General features: G+C 56.1%; 18 protein-coding genes. 10 read left to right on the forward strand and 8 right to left on the reverse strand.

What is annotated here, in order from left to right:
* Positions 1-87 precede the first annotated feature (87 nt).
* From C230_RS21525 to C230_RS0116390, 5 genes are all read left to right on the forward strand, one after another.
* Entirely contained in the window at positions 88-912 is an 825-nt protein-coding gene (locus C230_RS21525; protein ID WP_018133137.1) for a DUF4912 domain-containing protein, read from the forward strand.
* A complete protein-coding gene (locus C230_RS0116375) occupies positions 912-3,740 on the forward strand; it encodes a 1,4-alpha-glucan branching protein domain-containing protein (protein WP_018133138.1) in 2,829 nt (942 codons plus the stop codon). The genes C230_RS21525 and C230_RS0116375 overlap by 1 nt, the downstream gene beginning before the upstream one ends.
* A gap of 54 nt (positions 3,741-3,794) precedes the next feature.
* Positions 3,795-6,200 (forward strand): sugar phosphate nucleotidyltransferase, encoded by a 2,406-nt coding sequence (locus C230_RS0116380; protein ID WP_018133139.1) that lies wholly within the window; start codon positions 3,795-3,797, stop codon positions 6,198-6,200.
* A 150-nt stretch (positions 6,201-6,350) separates the two neighbouring features.
* Positions 6,351-7,331: a glycoside hydrolase family 15 protein gene (locus C230_RS0116385; RefSeq protein ID WP_051074281.1), complete on the forward strand. Its 981-nt coding sequence runs from the start codon at positions 6,351-6,353 to the stop codon at positions 7,329-7,331.
* Between the two features lie 59 nt (positions 7,332-7,390).
* Positions 7,391-7,735 (forward strand): hypothetical protein, encoded by a 345-nt coding sequence (locus C230_RS0116390; RefSeq protein WP_407635582.1) that lies wholly within the window; start codon positions 7,391-7,393, stop codon positions 7,733-7,735.
* A 100-nt stretch (positions 7,736-7,835) separates the two neighbouring features.
* Here the strand turns inward: C230_RS0116390 and C230_RS0116395 are convergent, their stop codons facing one another.
* The 3 genes from C230_RS0116395 to C230_RS0116405 form a co-directional block, all read right to left on the reverse strand.
* A complete protein-coding gene (locus tag C230_RS0116395) occupies positions 7,836-8,447 on the reverse strand; it encodes a YitT family protein (protein ID WP_026174377.1) in 612 nt (203 codons plus the stop codon).
* Between the two features lie 71 nt (positions 8,448-8,518).
* Complete coding sequence (locus tag C230_RS21530) at positions 8,519-9,016, reverse strand: CBO0543 family protein (RefSeq protein WP_051074275.1); 498 nt, start codon at positions 9,014-9,016, stop codon at positions 8,519-8,521.
* Positions 9,017-9,206: 190 nt separating this feature from the next.
* Positions 9,207-10,565: a glucose-6-phosphate isomerase gene (locus C230_RS0116405; protein WP_018133144.1), complete on the reverse strand. Its 1,359-nt coding sequence runs from the start codon at positions 10,563-10,565 to the stop codon at positions 9,207-9,209.
* A gap of 229 nt (positions 10,566-10,794) precedes the next feature.
* Between C230_RS0116405 and C230_RS0116415 the strand changes: the two genes are divergently transcribed.
* Positions 10,795-12,225, forward strand: coding sequence for a hypothetical protein (locus C230_RS0116415; protein WP_211208039.1), 1,431 nt, complete (start codon positions 10,795-10,797; stop codon positions 12,223-12,225).
* Positions 12,226-12,444: 219 nt separating this feature from the next.
* Entirely contained in the window at positions 12,445-12,651 is a 207-nt protein-coding gene (locus C230_RS0116420; protein ID WP_018133147.1) for a hypothetical protein, read from the forward strand.
* Between the two features lie 16 nt (positions 12,652-12,667).
* On the opposite strand, the gene C230_RS23945 is transcribed toward C230_RS0116420, so the two are convergent.
* From C230_RS23945 to C230_RS0116435, 3 genes are all read right to left on the reverse strand, one after another.
* Complete coding sequence (locus C230_RS23945) at positions 12,668-12,808, reverse strand: VanW family protein (protein WP_018133148.1); 141 nt, start codon at positions 12,806-12,808, stop codon at positions 12,668-12,670.
* Positions 12,809-12,866: 58 nt separating this feature from the next.
* The gene (locus C230_RS23045) at positions 12,867-13,172 is read right to left on the reverse strand and encodes a hypothetical protein (protein WP_018133149.1); all 306 of its coding nucleotides are present in this window, start codon (positions 13,170-13,172) and stop codon (positions 12,867-12,869) included.
* A gap of 117 nt (positions 13,173-13,289) precedes the next feature.
* Positions 13,290-13,685 (reverse strand): acyl-CoA thioesterase, encoded by a 396-nt coding sequence (locus C230_RS0116435; RefSeq protein ID WP_018133150.1) that lies wholly within the window; start codon positions 13,683-13,685, stop codon positions 13,290-13,292.
* A 198-nt stretch (positions 13,686-13,883) separates the two neighbouring features.
* On the opposite strand from C230_RS0116435, the gene yedE reads away from it, so the two are divergent.
* On the forward strand, positions 13,884-15,155 hold the full coding sequence (yedE, locus tag C230_RS0116440; protein WP_018133151.1) for a selenium metabolism membrane protein YedE/FdhT: 1,272 nt from the start codon (positions 13,884-13,886) through the stop codon (positions 15,153-15,155).
* Positions 15,156-15,229: 74 nt separating this feature from the next.
* Entirely contained in the window at positions 15,230-15,406 is a 177-nt protein-coding gene (locus C230_RS22105) for a sulfurtransferase TusA family protein (RefSeq protein ID WP_018133152.1), read from the forward strand.
* 78 nt (positions 15,407-15,484) lie between these two features.
* On the opposite strand, the gene leuD is transcribed toward C230_RS22105, so the two are convergent.
* Entirely contained in the window at positions 15,485-16,072 is a 588-nt protein-coding gene (gene leuD, locus C230_RS0116450) for a 3-isopropylmalate dehydratase small subunit (protein WP_018133153.1), read from the reverse strand.
* Positions 16,073-16,083: 11 nt separating this feature from the next.
* A complete protein-coding gene (leuC, locus tag C230_RS0116455; RefSeq protein WP_018133154.1) occupies positions 16,084-17,490 on the reverse strand; it encodes a 3-isopropylmalate dehydratase large subunit in 1,407 nt (468 codons plus the stop codon).
* A gap of 128 nt (positions 17,491-17,618) precedes the next feature.
* Here leuC and C230_RS0116460 point away from each other — a divergent pair, with 128 nt between their 5' ends.
* Positions 17,619-18,545, forward strand: coding sequence for a DMT family transporter (locus C230_RS0116460; RefSeq protein ID WP_018133155.1), 927 nt, complete (start codon positions 17,619-17,621; stop codon positions 18,543-18,545).

An 18,545-nucleotide genomic window follows, 5' to 3' on the forward strand; every position in this document is an offset into this window, starting at 1 on the left:
CGAACTCCCCGGTACGAAGGGATTTTTCAGGCATACGCGAAATGAAAACGGCATAAATAAGAGAGCAGTGAGACTTTGGAGGGAACCATGAGAAAGCGGGCAGTTGAGATTCGATGGCATGAGATTCTTGCAAGGATGGAGGCGGGAGAGAGTCAAACCCGCATCGCGGACGCGTTAGGGATGACGCGTGGCCAGTTTCGCTACCGGTTGCGGAAATATCTGGAACAGCAATCGGAGATGGAAGTTTACGCCACAACATCGTTGGCGGAGGAAGAGACGGAAGCTGCGAAGACGGAAGCTGCGAAAGAGCTGGAAGCGGGAACCGAGAGTGTGTTCGCTCCTTCCCTGTTTGACGAGTCGTGGACGCGCACGTGGCAAATGAACCGGTTGGTCGCGTTGGCAAAAGAACCGGGCACGATCTTTGTCTACTGGGAAGTCACGGAGCTGCGCAAACAGCTGATCAGCGAGCATTTTCAGTGCGATTGGCTGTCGCTTCCCTTTTTCCTGCAAGTGTATGATGTGACGCACATCCATTTCAACGGGTATAACGCCAATTCCACCCGCAGCATTCCGGTTCACCCGCTGTCCGACAACTGGTACATCCGCGGCGTGGAACCGGGACGCAACTATCAAGTCGACTTCGGAACGACCACTTTTGCCGGACAGTTCTTTGCAATTTTGCGGTCGAATGTGGTGGAGACTTCCGCTTTGCCAGGCAACCGGACCCATCAACCGACGGTTCGCTTCGCGACATTGCACACGGCGGCGGGTTGGCCGGCGGTCGATCCTCACCCGTTCGTGGCAGATTCATCCGGCCGGCAACAGCATTCTCTTCCCATCGGTCTGTCCGAACCGTGGCGGGATCAGTTTGCCGGGTACAGCCTGAGCGGGCAGAAAGGAGGCGGCAGGTGATGGCCAAAGGGTATCTGGCGCTTGTGCTGCATGCCCACCTCCCCTACGTCCGGCACCCCGAAAGCGAACATTTTCTGGAGGAACGCTGGATGTTTGAAGCGATGACCGAGACGTACATTCCGCTCCTGCAGGTGTATCACGGACTGCTGCGGGACGGTGTGGATTTTCGCGTGACGATGTCGTTGACGCCGACGCTGGTCTCGATGCTGACCGATCCGCTGCTGCAGAAGCGATACTTGAACCATTTGAATAAGCTGATCGAACTGGCGGAAAAAGAGGTGATCCGCACCGCCGGGTCACCGGAATTCAATCGGCTGGCAGTCGGCTATCGGGAGAATTTTGCCGGGATTCGCGATTTTTACCGGCGGTATGATGGCAATCTGGTCACCGCTTTTCGCGAATTGCAGGAACTTGGCAAGCTGGAGCTGATCACTTCCGCCGCGACGCATGCGTTTTTGCCGCTGGTGATGACGGAAGAAGCGATTCGAGCGCAAATTCGGACGGCGATCGATCTGCATGAATCTCACTTTGGCCGGCCGCCGCGCGGGATCTGGCTGCCGGAGTGCGGTTTCAAACCGGATCTCGACCGGATTTTGCAGGAATGCGGAATCGAATATTTCTTCACCGATTCGCACGGCGTAAAACTCGCGGACCCTGCGCCTGTGTTCGGCACGCTGTCGCCTGTGCTTACGCCGCATGGAGTGGCCGCTTTTCCGCGTGACGAGGAATCGTCGAAACAGGTGTGGAGTTCGCAGGAAGGATATCCGGGAGATTATGAGTACCGGGAATATTACCGGGATATCGGATATGATCTCGATTTTGACATCATTCAGCCGTACCTCCATCCGGATGGGATTCGAATCAACACGGGCATCAAGTACTATCGGATCACCGGGAAAGGGGACCACAAAGAGCCGTACGATCCGCACCGGGCGAGGGAAAAAGCGGCTGAGCACGCGGGCCATTTTATGTTCAACCGGCAAAAACAGGTGGAGCACTGGGCGTTTCGGATGGGACGCAAACCGATCGTGGTCGCTCCGTATGATGCGGAACTGTTCGGTCATTGGTGGTACGAGGGGCCGGTCTGGATCGACATGCTGCTGCGAAAAATCCACTTTGACCAGGACACGGTCAAGACGATCACTCCGTCCGAATACTTGCGGCTTTATTCCGACTATCAAGTCTGCCGATTGCCGATGTCCTCATGGGGACGCAACGGGTATGCGGATGTGTGGCTGCGCGGCGAGAACGACTGGATTTATCCGGCTTTACATGCGGCGGAACGGCGGATGATCGAACTGGCCAACCGGTTCCAGGAGCCGCGCCCTGTGCAGCAACGTGCGCTGAACCAGGCGGCCCGCGAGCTGATGCTGGCGCAAAGCAGCGACTGGGCATTCATCATGGACAACAAAACGATGGTCGATTATGCCGTGAAGCGCACCAAGTATCATATCAACCGATTCATGCGCTTGTACGGTATGTTGAAAAAAGGGGCGATCGACGAACCGTGGCTGATCCAGCTGGAACAATTGGATCGTCTGTTTCCTGACCTTGACTATCGGGTCTATCGGTCCAGGCATCCCGTAGCGCGCTTTGCTGCGACGCGGTCGCGCCCGCGGGTGCTGATGCTAACTTGGGAATTTCCGCCAATGACAGTCGGCGGGCTGGCACGGCATGTGTATGATTTGTCCCGCTATTTGGTGCGGCATGGTTGGGAAGTGCATGTGGTCACGAGCGAGATCGGAGAGTACCCACATGATGAAGTCGTCGATGGAGTGCACGTGCATCGCGTGCATGTGATGAAACCGGATGGCGGAGAATTCGTGCATTGGGCGTTCCAACTGAACCTGATGATGATCGATGCTTGTCAGATGTTGATCGACTCCGGGCTTACGTTCGATTTGATTCATGCGCACGATTGGCTGGTCTGTTATGCGGCGAAGACGATCAAGCATATGTATCATCTGCCGCTGGTTGCCACCATTCACGCGACGGAACATGGCCGCAACGAGGGGATTTACACCGATCTGCAGCAGTATATCAGCCACTTGGAATGGAGGCTGACTTACGAGGCGCAGCGGGTAATCGTCTGCAGCACCTATATGCGGCGGGAAGTGGAGACGATTTTTCAATTGCCCGCCGACAAGCTGGATGTGATTCCGAACGGTGTGGACCCGGAATTGCTGCAGCCGAAAGCCGCTGTTGATAGGAGAGACAAACAGCGTTATGCGATGGACCACGAACGGATCGTGCTGTTTATCGGCCGCCTGGTGCGGGAAAAAGGGGTGCATACGTTGCTGGAAGCCGCACCTGCAATTTTGGCCGAATTTCCCGATGTAAAATTTGTCATCGCCGGCAAAGGGCCTGCCGCCGGGGAATTGCAGCAATTGGCGGAGCGGATGGGCGTTCGGGAGAAGGTTCTGTTCACCGGATTCATCCCGGATGACGAGCGGAACCGGCTGCTGCAGATCGCGGAAGTGGCCGTTTTTCCAAGCAGGTATGAACCGTTTGGGATCGTGGCGCTGGAAGCGATGGCGGCCGGCACGGCGGTCGTGGTATCGGATGTCGGGGGGCTCGGGGATGTGGTGCAGCACGGGCACAACGGTTTGAAAATGTATCCGGGAGATGCCCATTCCCTGGCCACCCAGGTGAAGGATCTGCTCCGCGATCCGCACTGGGCGTCGGGGCTCGCGCAAACGGCGCTTGCCGAAATCGGGAGGTTCGACTGGAACCGGATTGCGGAACAAACAATCGGTGTCTACGGGAAAATTGCAAATGTGCAGCAGAGCAGCCGAGCCAGCTTTGAGACGGCGGCCGCCGCGGACTGACGACTCGCGGTCGTCAGTCCGCGGGGAAACATGGAGGGGAGAGGGGATTCTGCTATGAAAGCTGTAATCATGGCTGGAGGAAAAGGAACTCGTTTGCGTCCGTTGACGTGCCATCTGCCGAAACCGATGGTGCCGCTGTTGGGGCGCCCGTGCATGGAATATAGTATCGATTTGCTGAAACGGTACGGGATCACCGAGATTGCGATCACGCTGCAGTATTTGCCGCAGGTGATCAAGAACCATTTTGGCGACGGATCGGAGTACGGCGTGCGGCTGCACTATTTTGAGGAGACATCCCCGCTCGGCACAGCAGGGAGCGTGAAGAACGCGGAGGAATTTCTCGATGAGACGTTTCTGGTGATCAGCGGCGACGCGTTGACCGATTTTGACCTGAACCGGGCGATCGCGTTCCATCAGGCAAAACAGGCGATCGGGACACTCGTGCTGACACAGGTCGACGTGCCACTCGAATATGGTGTGGTGATGACAGAACAGGACGGCAGAATCATCCGCTTCCTGGAAAAACCGAGCTGGAGCGAAGTGTTCAGCGATACGGTCAACACCGGCATCTATGTGCTTGAGCCGGAGATCCTGAAATTGTTTGAACGAGGGCAGGAGTTTGATTTCAGCAAGGACCTGTTCCCGCTGGTGATGGGCAAGAACCTGCCGCTGTACGGGTATGTGGCGGAAGGGTACTGGTCGGATATCGGAAATCTGGCGCAATACAGGCAGACGCAGTTTGACATGCTCGACGGCCGGGTGGACGTGAAAATCAATGGCAACGAAGTGTTCCCCGATGTCTGGATGGAGGATGACGTCACGATCCAAAAAGGAGTGCAAATCGTCGGTCCCGCGTTTATCGGAGAGGGAACGGTGATCAACGAACGGGCGAAAATCGGCCCGTATGCGATTCTCGGCCGCTACAACTGGGTGGAACCGGGCGCCGACATGGAACGGTCGGTGATGTGGGATCGAAATTACATCGGAAGTTCGGCCAGCTTGTCCGGCGCCACCCTCTGTCACGGCGTGCGGATCGGGGAAGGAGCGACCGTTTGCGAAGATGCGGTGGTCGGGGAGAAGAGCTGGATTGGCGATCTGGCGGTGATCAGGCCGGGAATCAAAATTTGGCCGCAAAAAGCGGTCGGTGCCAGCACCGTCCAGCAGTCGTCGCTGATCTGGGGAAAATCGGCCAGCTGCCGCCTGTTTGGCTCGGAGGGCATCTGCGGCATCCCCAATCTCGAAATCACGCCCGAACTGGCGGGAAAAGTCGCCTCCGCGTTCGGTTCCTGCCTGCCGCAAGGGGCGACCGTGTCGGTCAGTTGCGATGAACATCCATTCAGCAGCATCCTGAAATATTCGGTCATCTCCAGCCTGCTGGCGATCGGGGTTTGCGTCCGCGATATTGGCACCACGTTGGCGCCGATCGCACGATATGAATGCAGGCGGTCAAACAGCCAGGGGGGCATCCACATCCGCAAGGCGGGGACGGGCAACGAGAAACGGGTGGTGCTCCAGTTCTTCGACCACGAGGGGCTGCCGATCGACAAGGGGATGGAACGGAAGGTGGAAAATGCGTTTGTGCAGGAAGATTTTCCCCGTCCGGATACGAAATCGCTCGGGTTGTTGGAAACCAGCTTTCAGATCGCCGATCCGTATGTGTGGGAAGTGCTGTCACGGGCGGATGTGGAAGCGATTCGTAATCGTGGCTTCAAAGTGGTGTTCCACTGCGAAAGCCCGCAGGTCATGTCTGTCATGCATCCCGTGCTGGAGCGGCTCGGCTGCCACGTGATCACCGTTTTCAACGGGGGAGCGATGCTGGAACATGTTGTCACCGACAACAAGGCGGATTTGGGCATCCAGCTTGACACCAGCGGCCAGACATTCCGCATCTATACGGAAACGGGTTACCGTTTGTCGGAAGCGGAAACGATCGTCTTGCAAACCCTAGTCGCCCTGAAAGACCAGTCGCCGATGGCGGTACCGGTGACCGCCCCGTCGATCGTCGAAGAAATGATCGAACAGGCAGGTGTCCCGATCATCCGGACGAAGGCGGTGTTCCGGTCACTTTTGGAAGTGGGCAAGCTGAATCCGCTGCAGGTCCATTCCGATGGGGTCTACTCGCTGGTCTCGATCATGGAATATATCGCAAAATCGGACACCACCCTGCATGCGGCGATCGAACGGCTGCCGAAATTCCACATGAGCACGAACGAGGTGGCCTGCCCGGCGGAAGCGAAAGGCCGGGTGATGCGGCGGCTGATGGAGGAGATGCAAGGCCAGCAGCTGGAATTGATCGACGGCATCAAAGTGCTGACGGAGGACGGCTGGGCGCTGATTGTGCCGGATTCCGAAAAAGCGCTGTTCAAAGTGGTCGCCCAGAGCAGTTCGCGCCGCAAGGCGGATGAACTGGCGGAAGAATACAAAAACAAGATCGCGCTTTTCCAAAGCCAGGCCAACTGATGAGGAAGTCCTGCAGCGTATGCTGTGGGACCTTTTTGTTGACAAGTGCGTATAAAGAAGTACGGGGGTTAATCCGCTGGACAGTAGGTCGATACTGGTCGTAGAAGGGAGAGGATCAGATTGGAAGCGCTTCACTCGGTGCTCGAATCAATGCGGCTGCCAAATGGAGCTTACATGGCAAGTCCCTCCGACGACTATTCGTATGTCTGGCTGCGGGATGTCGGATATACGGTGCTGCCCTACCTGTATTCCGGCTGTGACCGGTATGCGAAAACCTATCATGCGTTACTAGACCTGTTTCTTCGATATGAATGGAAAATCGACATCCACACAAGGCAAAAGCCAGTGCTCCCCTATGAGTATATTCATGCCCGCTATTCCTGTGACCTGACCGAGTTGCCGCAGCCTTGGGGACATGCGCAGAATGACTCGATCGGGCTGTTTTTGTGGGGAGTCGGCGAAGGCATGCGGCACGGCAAACCGATTCTGCGGAGTGAGGCCGACCGCCGGATTTTGCAAAAATTGGTCGACTACCTGGCCTGTATGGAATATTGGCAGGAGCCGGACAACGGGATGTGGGAAGAGAACGTCGAAGTGCACGCATCCAGCGTTGGCGCGTGCGTCGCCGGATTGACGGCGGTTCGCATACTGGTTGACGTCCCGGACGATCTGATCCGCAATGGGCAGGCGACGCTCGCCCGGCTGCTGCCGCGGGAAAGCGTTACGAAAAAAACGGATTTGGCCCTCCTGTCACTCATTTTTCCGTATCAGATCGTCTCCCGGGACATGGCGTTTCGAATTTTATACGACGTAACCACCAAACTGGAGCGAACATACGGGTGCATCCGCTACCAGGGAGACCGGTATTTCAACGAAGGCCGGGAAGCGGAGTGGTGTTTCGGCTTCCCCTGGCTGGGACTTTGCTTTTCCGTGCTGGGGGAAGAGGACAAGGTAGAGGAATACTGGGAAAAAACGAAACGGATCGTCCCGCCGGACGGCCGGGTGCCCGAACTGTACATCGGCGGCACCAGCCAACCGAACGGCAACCGGCCGCTCGCCTGGGCGGTGGCGATGGTCATGCTGTTGCACGAACGAATGAAAAAAAGCAAGCGCGTCTCGTCCCTTAATTGATTCGGCTCGCAAATCGGTGTAGGATAAAGAGAGAAACAGACAAGATAGGATCGATGATGATGATGAAGTATCGTTTTGAATATGACGAGCGGCTCGGCATCCGGGTGCCGCACCTGCTGGCAGAATGGGAAGAGCTGAGTGCGGACGAGCGGCATGACATGATCCTCGAGTGGGAGAGAATCAAAGCACGGATTCCCGACCGGATTCTCGAATTGGAACGGGAGATCGAGGAGCGTCAGGCACGCGTCGGGCGGGAAGAGGATTGGGGTACGATTTGCGATTTGTACAGCGAAATCTTTTCGTTGGCCAGCATCATCAACGATCTGCATCTCTGGATGCGGGTCAACCAGGATTTTGAGCCGAACCCCGGTATCGCCGAAGAACATGAAACCCGCGAGAAGTGAGGAAGCGATCTAACAAAACAGCCACCTGCTTGAGGGAACTGGCGTCCGCTGGACAGACGGCAGCAGTCCCATCTGGCAGGTGGCTGTTTGTTGCCGCTTGTTACGCTGCATTGGACGACGGCGGGGTGACCGGGGAAGATGGGGCGTGTTTCGCCGCGATCCGGTGTTTGAAGCTGCTGACGATTTTGCCGATCAGGTAGATCGACAGGATCGAACAGAGTCCGTGCCACCAGCCGACGCTGTAAATGCCGGACAGGACGACGGCGAAGTCAAACAGAAAATTGATTTTGCCCGGATCCCACCCCAATTTTTTCTGCAAATAGAGGGCCAGGATGTTGGCGCCGCCGAGTGAGGCGCGATTCAGCAGGATCAGGCTGAGGCCAAGGCCGATCACGATGCCGGCGGCCGCACCGCCGATCAGCGGCGAAAGCGTAAAGTCGGGCAGCCACTGTTCAAGCCCGGTGATAAAAGACAGAATGGTGACGGCAAAGACGGTGGAAAGCGTGAAGCCCCATCCCATCCGCAGGATCGAGAGGGCATAGAACGGAATATTGATCAAAAAGAACATGGCAGAAAATGGAATTCCTGACAGATACGTCAAGCTGAGCGCCAACCCGGCAGTGCCGCCCGTCACCAGGTGGGAATGGTGGAGGAGGATGACTCCCAGGCTGACGATCATGCAACCGAGAATGACATTGATGATTCTGCTCAATTCGGTCAACCCCTTGCTGCCAAATCACAAAAAAATACAAATAATAATATAGCATCCAGGCGGTCATCAGGTCACGAGCGCGCGTTGGTGTATATATGCTTTAAAGCGATGAAAAGAGACGGGGCAAGGCAGATCCTGTACTTCGCGTTGTGGTGGGCGATGATGGTGGGGTACCTGATGTTGCTACATTGGCTGGGGGTCTTCTCGATGCGGAAAGAGTGGACGACCGCCATGGCGGCTGTGGCACATGCTATCGATTTTGCAATAAACAGGAATGTATGCATCCACGACCAGTTTTCATACTGAATCAGGCGGGTATATCTCTCAAACCAATATTCCAGTATCGTGATCGGAACGCTGTACAGGATGGCCTGGCTGATGATCCCTGCCAGACCGGAACGATAGGAGGTTTGGTTATACAGCACATTGAGAACGGGAAACACCAATAAATCGAACATGATGTTGATATCGAACATGTTCGGAAGTAAACGGACCGGAATGTGCAGATAATTGCCAACTCCATACTGACACCTCTTGTTGCGGTCCCATTTGTTCGTCCCATCCCTCACAGGTGAAACAGTTTGGCAAGCTTCGGATTTCTGTTAGTGTCCGCTTTCCTATCGGTGAACATGCAAAGAAAACCCCGCATCGCCCGATCCATAGGACGACGCGGAGCGGATCCGATCAGAACATCCTGATGCAAGTGAAAGTTGCCCTGACCGGCAGGGGGGGCAGGCAGTCGCTCAAGAGCCGGTTCGATCAGCCGCGGAGCCGCTTCTCCAGTTCCGCTTGCTCGTTTTCAAATCCCGGTTTGCCGAGCAGCGCAAACATGTTTTTCTTGTAGGCCTCGACACCCGGTTGGTCAAACGGATTGACGCCGAGCAGGTAGCCGCTGATGCCGCACGCCTTTTCGAAGAAATAGACGAGGTTTCCGAACGAATAGGGAGAGATCTCCGGCAGTTGCACGACCAGGTTGGGGACGCCGCCGTCGGTGTGGGCGAGCAATGTGCCTTCGAACGCTTTTTTGTTGACATAGTCGATCGTTTTGCCGGCCAGGAAATTGAGGCCGTCGATGTTGTCCGGGTCCTCCCCGATCACCAGATCTTCCGCCGGCCGCTCGATTTGCAGCACCGTTTCAAACAGATGGCGTCTTCCCTGCTGAATGTATTGCCCCATCGAGTGGAGGTCGGTCGAAAAATCGACCGCCGCCGGGAAGATTCCCTTGTGGTCTTTCCCTTCGCTCTCGCCGTACAATTGTTTCCACCATTCCGATATGTAATGCAATGCCGGTTCGTAGTTGACGAACAGCTCGATCGTTTTTCCTTTCGCGTACAAAGCGTTGCGAACCGCCGCGTATTGGTATGACGGGTTTTCTTGCAAATGCGGGATCGAGTATGCCTCGCGGGCAGCGGCGGCGCCCGCCATCATCGCTTCGATGTCGATTCCCGCAACGGCGATCGGCAGCAATCCGACGGCCGTCAGCACGGAAAAGCGGCCGCCTACGTCGTCCGGAATCACGAACGTTTCGTATCCTTCCGCCTCGGCCAGTTTGCGCAGTGCCCCTTTGGCGCGGTCGGTAGTGGCGTAAATGCGTTTGCACGCTTTTTCCTTTCCGTATTTTTTTTCCAGATACTCGCGGAAAATCCGGAAGGCGATGGCCGGTTCGGTCGTCGTTCCCGATTTGGAAATGACGTTGACAGAGATGTCTTTTCCTTCCAGCAGATCGATCAAGTGTTTCAGGTAGGTGGCGCTGATGTTTTGTCCGGCGAAATAAATCTCCGGTGTTTTCCGTTTGCCTTTCGGCAACAGATTGTAAAACGAATGGGACAGCATCTCGATTGCGGCGCGGGCGCCCAGATACGACCCGCCGATGCCGATGACCACCAGGGCGTCCGAGTCCGATTGGATTTTCCTGGCTGCCTGTTGAATCCGGGCGAACTCCGCTTTGTCATAGGCGACGGGCAGGTCGACCCAGCCGACATAGTCGCTGCCGGCTCCTTTTTTCTCATGCAGCAATTGATGCGCCGTCCTCACCAGAGGCTCGAACTGGGCGATTTCATGTTCGGCGACAAACGGCAAAGCTTTTGCGTAATCGAATCGAAGCAAATTGTTCTGCATGGTACCCCTCCTCGTGTTCGGTCTGATGCCGCCCATCCAGCATATGGGAGACAAAACGGTCGGCATTCCAACTTCTAAAGATTCTATCGAATTTAACGGGAATATGCAATTATTGGGAGCGAAACAGGCGATCCGGCAGATCATTTTTTTAATTCCTTAACCACAGTAAACAGGGTTGATGGTATAATTCACTTGGAAATGAAACGCTTTGGGATAGGGTGAGCTTTCGGTGATATCACGCATTGTGGGGGGCTGTTTGTTCGTTTTTTGTCTGGGCATTCCCGCTGGGGTGATCGGCTTGCACCGGTTTGGAGTGCTGCCGGCGACGGCTGTCAATTTTCAGTTGGACGTGACGACTGACGATCGTGAATCGGTGGTCATCGAAGAGGAGACGCGGCCTGATGAGCGGCCGATTCCGCCGGACCGGGCGCGCGATCTTCGCAAATTCCCGTATCCGTACCGGGCGATGTTCGCGTTTGCAAGTGACATCGACGGCACCACGCCGCGCGAATTCGCGGTGTATCACCGGTTTCTGAACACGAAGGAGATGACGCCGGCAGGACCTGGCTTGGGGCTTGATGTCGGGGACACGTTCTGGATGTACAACGGGAGCGATGACCGGTCGAAAGTCGACTTCCGCGGGGAGTCGGGAGACGCGGTGATGACGTTCAACCGGTTTTTGGATCCGCAAACGTACAAGAACGCCCACATGATCAAGCATTATTTTGACGCCGGATGGATCGACGGGATGCATACGTTTGGCAATTTCAGTCGGTCTGATAAGAACGATGTCGTGTTTTCGCGGGAGTTGGCGGTGGCCGCCTGGGAAAATTTGCGAAAATTTGGCATCCGGCCGGTCTATTGGATCAATCATGGGAATGAAGCGAACAAGCAGAACTTCGGCGATTACAATCCGTTCAAATTCTCGCGCTACCAAGCGGGAGACGATCCGAAATCGCCCTATTACCACACCGATATCACAATTCAAAACGGTGTGCGGTTTGTCTGGAATTCGGTGGGCGAGACCCAGTTTGGACAGGACAGTCCGATTTTTCCCATTCAGCTGCGAGACGGGCAGAAAATTTGGGGATTCCACCGCTTCACGCATGAACTGGTGAACGGCCGAATCAATTGGGCCTGGGCGGTGGAAAACGGGAATTTCGACCGCTATCTGACGAAAGAGCGGCTGGACGGATTGATGGCCAATCGGCAGTATTGCATTTTTGCCCAGCATTTTGGGGGAAGCACCAGTGAATTTCCGTTTTACTTGCCAAAAGACGTGGAAGCGCTGCGCCGGCTCGCCGATTATCACTACAGCGGCAAGATCCTGGTTGCTCGCACGTCCAGGTTGCTGAACTACAGCGTCGCCCAACAGTTCGTGCAGTACAGGATCCACCGGAAAAACGGCAAGACCCACATCTCCATCCTGTCGATCAACGACCCGCTGTTCGGAAAACAAGAGGTGACCATCGACAAGGTGAGGGGACTCACCTTTTACGTAGACGATCCCGCGAACGCGAACATTTTAATCAACCGCAAACCGCTGCCGAAAGCGGAAATTCAGGTCAATCCGCCGGATGAAACGGGCCGTGCCAGCATCGGGATCAAATGGTTTGCGCCCGATACGAAAGATTATTCGCAGACTGCGCCTGCCGATTAGGAGGCGCTTTTTTGATCACGGATGATCAACTCCTCGTTGCCCCATACGGGGCCCCAGCGAAGTACTCGGAGTAAGCTGCAAAGTGAAGCGACACTTCGCTGGGTGATGTGGCGGGTGCTCTTAGCGGAGTTTCCTCGGTTCCCGGTTGCCGTCCGCGCATGGAAGCGGCCGTGAGCGGGAACGATAGAAGTGCAAAATTTGCAAACAAGGAGAATCGACATGCGGATCGAAGGTGTGCGCAGAGATCAGTATTACGATATTTGGACGCTGGCGGAACGGGCGCGGATGCCGATCGAACAAATCCGCCAGTTGGTAGAACGCGGGCAAATCGACTCCCATATCACGGGTGGTGAACCGTATATTAACGGCAAGGATTTTCTGGAGTGGGCGGAAAAGCAAAAAGGCGAACAGCGCCATTACGAGTAAAACGGAAGGGCCCCCGTCAATCGGAGGCCGGATTCAGCTTCAGAATCGTGCAGACCACTTTTTTGCCCTGCAAGGCGGCCTCGATTCGAATGGGAGAATCGCTGTTATTGGTGAACCGAAAATCCAGGTCCGGATAGCTGACGGTCGCATCCTGCAAATGAATCGATGCAAATAAAAAAGACCTTGCCCGGGCCTGTCGACGGGCTGCAAGGTCTTTATTTTTGCGGGCGCGATGGTTTGCGATGGGACACCAGCCGGCCCACCGGTGGCCGACCGAAGTGTCCGTACGGACTGTGCGATCCGTGCAGGTGCGAACCTGTCCAATGCGGCGAGTCGATCGGAGTCGGGTAATGGTGTGGAATGTAGATCGGGACGAACACGTGCTTCGGGCGATTTTTCTCCTGCTGTTCCTTGTAGTATTTGTAGCCGTTTTTCGCCATTCCGAACAATTCCTGCAAATCCTTGTTCTGCAGCAAACCGAACGTGTGGCTGCCCATTTTCACAAAATCGGAGAATTTCACTGTCGGCACCTCCCGGCATGTAGTTACTACATTGTATCGGCGGGAGGCGCCAGGCGGCACGGCGATTCCCCAGATCCGGCCGGGGATGGAGGAGCGAAAATCGCGCCAACCGGCCGATCAGTCGTGAAACAGCCGGGCGATCTCCTCCGGCACCGGTCGGCTTTTGCGGGACTCTGTATCGATCGTCACGATGGTGACCGCTGCATCGGCCGCCAAATCCCCGTTTTGTTTGCAAATTTCCTGCTGAAACACGAAGCTGGTGCGGCCCAGTTTCTGCGGCCGGGTTTTGATCTGCAACACATCCCCTTGCCGGCATTCTTTCCGGTAGTTGATATTGATGTTCACGGTAACGGTCTGCACTCCCATCGCAAGCAGACGGTCATAGTGCAAATCGTGCCGTTCAAACCATTCTTCCCGTCCCCACTCGAGATATTCGAGATACTTCGCGTTGTTCACATGACCGTTCACATCGATCTCGGTGGAACGGACGACGATTTCGAGCGTAACTTCCATATGCGCCTCCTGTGCGTTTTTCTTTCATTGTAGCACAACACACGGCGGCCCGACCTCCATCTGCATCCTCCCTCATCGAAATGTTGAGCCTGTTTGCGATCCGCTTACGGAGATGGTTATAACCTTTGATCGATGGTATTATTACCCTTTGTTATAATAAAATAGTCGGGAACCTTGTGTGGATGGGAGGAGAAACGAGTGAGGGAAGAGTTGGTCGGACATTTCAAAACCATCTGGGACAACACGTTCGTCCGGATCTGGAATCCGACTGTGGCCGCCGTTTTTGTGGGGCTTTTGAGCGCATTTTATTTCGGCTTGACAGGAACCGTTTGGGCGGTCACCGGCGAATTTACGCGGATAGGTGGGCATGTGTTGATCCTGTTGGGCGTCGACACTTCCGGTTGGTCGTATCTGACGCTGATCAAATTCAATCCGCAGCAGGCACCGTGGGAACGGACAGACGGATGGATCGTGTTTGGCATGTTGTTTGGCGCCTTGATCAGCACGCTGTTTGCCAACAATTTCAAAATTCGGGTGCCGATGCAAAAACGCCGGCTTGTCCAGGGATTTGTCGGCGGCCTGCTGGCCGGGTTTGGCGCACGGCTGGCGATGGGCTGCAACCTGGCAGCATTTTTTACGGGAATCCCGCAGTTTTCGCTGCATTCTTGGCTGTTTATGCTGGGGACGCTGATCGGCAGCTATTTCGGCGTAAAAATCGCCCTGCACCCGTTGATGCTAGGGAAACCCGACTTGCGGACGGGTGGGCGGGGGCCGGTTCGTCCGCCTGCGAAAAAACGGCGTTCGGTGCAACCGCTGCTGGGAGCAGGAATTCTCCTGCTGTATACCGGAATCTGCTGCTACTTTTTCCTGATGAACCAGTGGAAACTCGGCATCGCTGCGATCTTCGGCGGGCTGTTCGGGTTGGCGATCGACCGCGGCCAAATCTGCTTTACATCGGCCTTTCGCGACTTGTGGGTGAGCGGCCGGTCGGTGATGGCGCGGGCGCTGGCGGTCGGGATTCTGGTGGCAACGCTCGCGACGGCGGTGTTTCATTTTACAGGCTTGAAACCGATCTCCTGGTGGGCAAGTCCTGGCGCGCTCGTCGGAGGCCTGTTGTTCGGTGTCGGCATCGTGATCGCCGGCGGTTGTGAAACCGGCTGGATGTACCGGGTGGTCGGCGGGCAGGTGCAATTTTTGGTGGTCGGCATCGGCAATATCGTCGGGGCAAGCCTGCTGGCGTGGGGGTGGGATCATCTGAATCTGTACAACACGTTCCAAAACGGCTGGCCGAAAATCAACCTGCTGCAGCAATGGGGATGGGCAGGCGCGATCGGCGGCACCGTGCTGTTGCTGGTAGCCTGGTACCTATTCTCCCTGCTGTGGGGGGCGAAAGTCCGCTGCGATCTGCAGGCGAAAGGTAAAGCGGCCGATATGGAAGTGAAAATCGGGCGGGAGGTGACCTTTCCATGAGCGACTGGCCGAACGAGGAAATCATGCCGGATTACACTCTCAACCTGGAAGGGGAACCCTGACCGTATCCGGTTGTGTATGCGCTGGAAGCGCTGTCCGCAATGAAGTCGGGGGAAATCCTGGAAGTGATCACAGATTGTCCGCAGTCGTTTGCAAGCCTGCCGGAAGAGGTGGTGGCCCACGGGCATCGACTGGTGGTGCAACCGATCAAGGAAGGTCCGATGATGCGGTTTTACGTACGGGCGAAATAGAGGGGCAACCATGCCTGGCGAAACCTGAAGTCGAGTTGTCTCCAAAGCGAACGATTTCGTAAGTGTAGAGCGGCCGGGTTACGCCAGCCGCTCTTCGTATGCCCGAATTTTGTCTTCGTATTGCAGGGTGATTCCGATGTCGTCCAACCCTTTCAGCAGCAGCTCCCGGCGATACGGGTCGACTTCGAATCCGGCGGAAAATCCGCGCTCGTCCGTGATCTTTTGATGTTCCAGATCGATCGTCAACCGATACCCTTCGTGGGCCGCGGTGCGGGCAAACAGCTCATCCACTTGCGATTGCGGCAGGCGGATCGGCAGAATCCCGTTTTTAAAACAGTTGTTGAAGAAAATATCGGCAAACGACGGGGCGATGATCGCCCGGAATCCGTAATCGAGCAGCGCCCAGGGCGCGTGTTCCCGTGACGATCCACAGCCGAAGTTTTGCTGCGTGAGCAGGATGGAAGCGCCTTGATAGCGCGGCTGGTTCAGTTCAAAATCGGGTCGCGGATTGCCGGTTTCATCAAACCGCCAATCGTAGAACAGAAACTGGCCGAACCCGGTCCGCTCGATCCGCTTCAAAAATTGTTTCGGGATGATCGCGTCCGTGTCCACATTCACCCGGTCCAACGGTGCGACGATGCCAGTATGTTTGACAAAAGGTTGCATGCGGTTCCCCCCTATTCCCAGTTTCGTACGTCGACAAAATGTCCGGCGATCGCAGCCGCAGCCGCCATCGGCGGGGACACGAGATGCGTGCGTCCGCCGCGGCCCTGCCGCCCTTCAAAGTTGCGGTTGGAGGTCGACGCGCACCGCTCTCCCGGTTGCAGCACATCCGGATTCATCGCCAGGCACATGCTGCATCCCGGTTCTCTCCATTCAAATCCGGCTTTCTTGAAAATCCGGTCCAATCCTTCCCGTTCCGCCTGTTCCTTCACGCGGTACGAGCCGGGAACGACCATCGCCTGTACGTGCGGAGCGACTTTTTTGCCTTGGACGACTTTTGCAGCCAGACGCAGGTCTTCGATCCGGCTGTTGGTGCAAGAACCGATGAACACACGGTCGATTTTGATTTCGGTCATCGGGGTGCCGGGCGTCAGCCCCATGTAAGCGAGTGCCGCTTCTGCCGCTTTTCGTTCCGCCGGGGTGGCAAAATCGGCCGGATCCGGCACGTGACCCGTGATGTCCGCACCCATGCCGGGACTGGTGCCCCATGTGACTTGCGGGACAAGGCTCGCTGCGTCAAATTCCACAACCGCGTCGTAGGTTGCCCCTTCGTCTGTCCGCAGTTGATTCCATTTTGCAACCGCGCGTTCAAACTCCTCGCCTTGCGGCGCGTAACGGCGGCCGCGCAGATAGGAGTAGGTGGTCTCATCCGGGGCGATCAGGCCCGCCCGGGCCCCTGCTTCGATCGACATGTTGCACACGGTCATCCGCTCTTCCATCGACAGGGAGCGAATCGCTTCCCCGGTGTATTCGATCACGTAGCCGGTGCCAAAATCGGTCCCGTATTTGGCGATCATCCCGAGGATCAAATCTTTCGCCGTGACGCCAAACGGCAGCTTGCCGTTGACGCGGACTTCCATCGTTTTCGGTTTCGTCTGCCACAGACATTGGGTGGCGAGCACATGCTCGACTTCGCTCGTGCCGATACCGAACGCCAACGCGCCGAACGCGCCGTGTGTCGACGTATGGCTGTCGCCGCAAACGATCGTCATGCCCGGCTGGGTCAGCCCCAGTTCAGGCCCGATCACATGCACGATTCCCTGGTCGGGGCTGTGCAGATCGGCCAATCGGATCCCGAACTCTTCGCAGTTTCTCGCGAGCGTGTCCATCTGCTGTCTGGAAATCGGATCCTCGACCGGCAAACTGCGATCGGTGGTCGGGACGTTATGGTCCATCACGGCAAATGTGCGCTCCGGCCGCCGCACCCTGCGTCCCGCCAGGCGCAGGCCTTCGAACGCCTGCGGCGAAGTGACTTCGTGCACCAGATGCAGGTCGATATACAATAAACTCGGTTTTCCCGCTTCCGCATGAATCACATGCGCATCCCAAATCTTTTCAAATAACGTGCGTGGCGCGGTCATGCTGTCGCCTCCTCGCTTCTCACTTGTTTGAATCTTATTCATGTTGTACCATGAAATCATCAATAGGTCGAATATATAGTATTTATAAAATCTATAGGAATTTCCTATAAAAGAACGGGGGAGCGGAGTTGGAAAAGTATAAAGCCTGGCTGTTGCTGGTGTTGTGCAATCTGTTTTGGGCGGGCAATTACGTGTTTGGAAAGTATGTGGTGGCGGACGTGACGCCGCTTTGGATCACGTTTTCCCGTTGGCTGATGGCGCTGGTTGCGCTGCTGCCAATCGCCCATTTTTTCGAGAAACCGGACTGGCGACAAGCGGCAAAAGCCTGGCTGCCGCTGCTCAGTATGGGAATCCTTGGCGTTATTGGCTATAATTTGCTGCTCTACTCGGCACTTGTGTATACATCGGCCACCAATGCGGCTTTGATGAACGCGTTAAATCCCGGGGTGATCGTGCTGTTTTCGGTATTTTTGCTGCGGGAGCGGATTTCCGGATTCCAGGCGGGCGGCTTTGTCATTTCGCTGATCGGCGTGCTGGTGATTCTGACCAAGGGACATCTCGCACAAATCCTGCAAACCCGATTTAATTTTGGGGATTTGCTGATGATCGCAGCGGTGGTCGTCTGGACGGTGTATTCGATCATCGGCAAACGGCTGTCCGGAGTTCCGCCGATCACCGCTACAGCGGTATCCACTTTGTGGGCAACTGTTGCAATGGCGCCGTTTGCGCTGGCGCACCCGGTCGCTGCAAGCCACATCAGCCGGCTGGCGGTCATCGGGATTCTGTATATGGTGATTTTTCCGTCGATCGGCTCGTTTGTGTTCTGGAACGTGGCGGTGCGGATGATCGGTGTCAGCGAAGCGGGCATTTTTTTAAATCTGATTCCGGTGTTTACGGCGCTGCTCGGCCTGCTGCTCGGTGAACCGATCAGCTGGGCGCAAATCGTCGGCGGACTGCTGGTGTTTGTCGGCGTGTATCTGACCACCGGCATGCTGGAACGAAAAATCGCCGCCAATACGGGGGCGAAAAGCAAACTGAACGCGGGAGGCGAATGA

This window comes from Effusibacillus pohliae DSM 22757, assembly GCF_000376225.1.
GTDB lineage: Bacteria > Bacillota > Bacilli > Tumebacillales > Effusibacillaceae > Effusibacillus > Effusibacillus pohliae.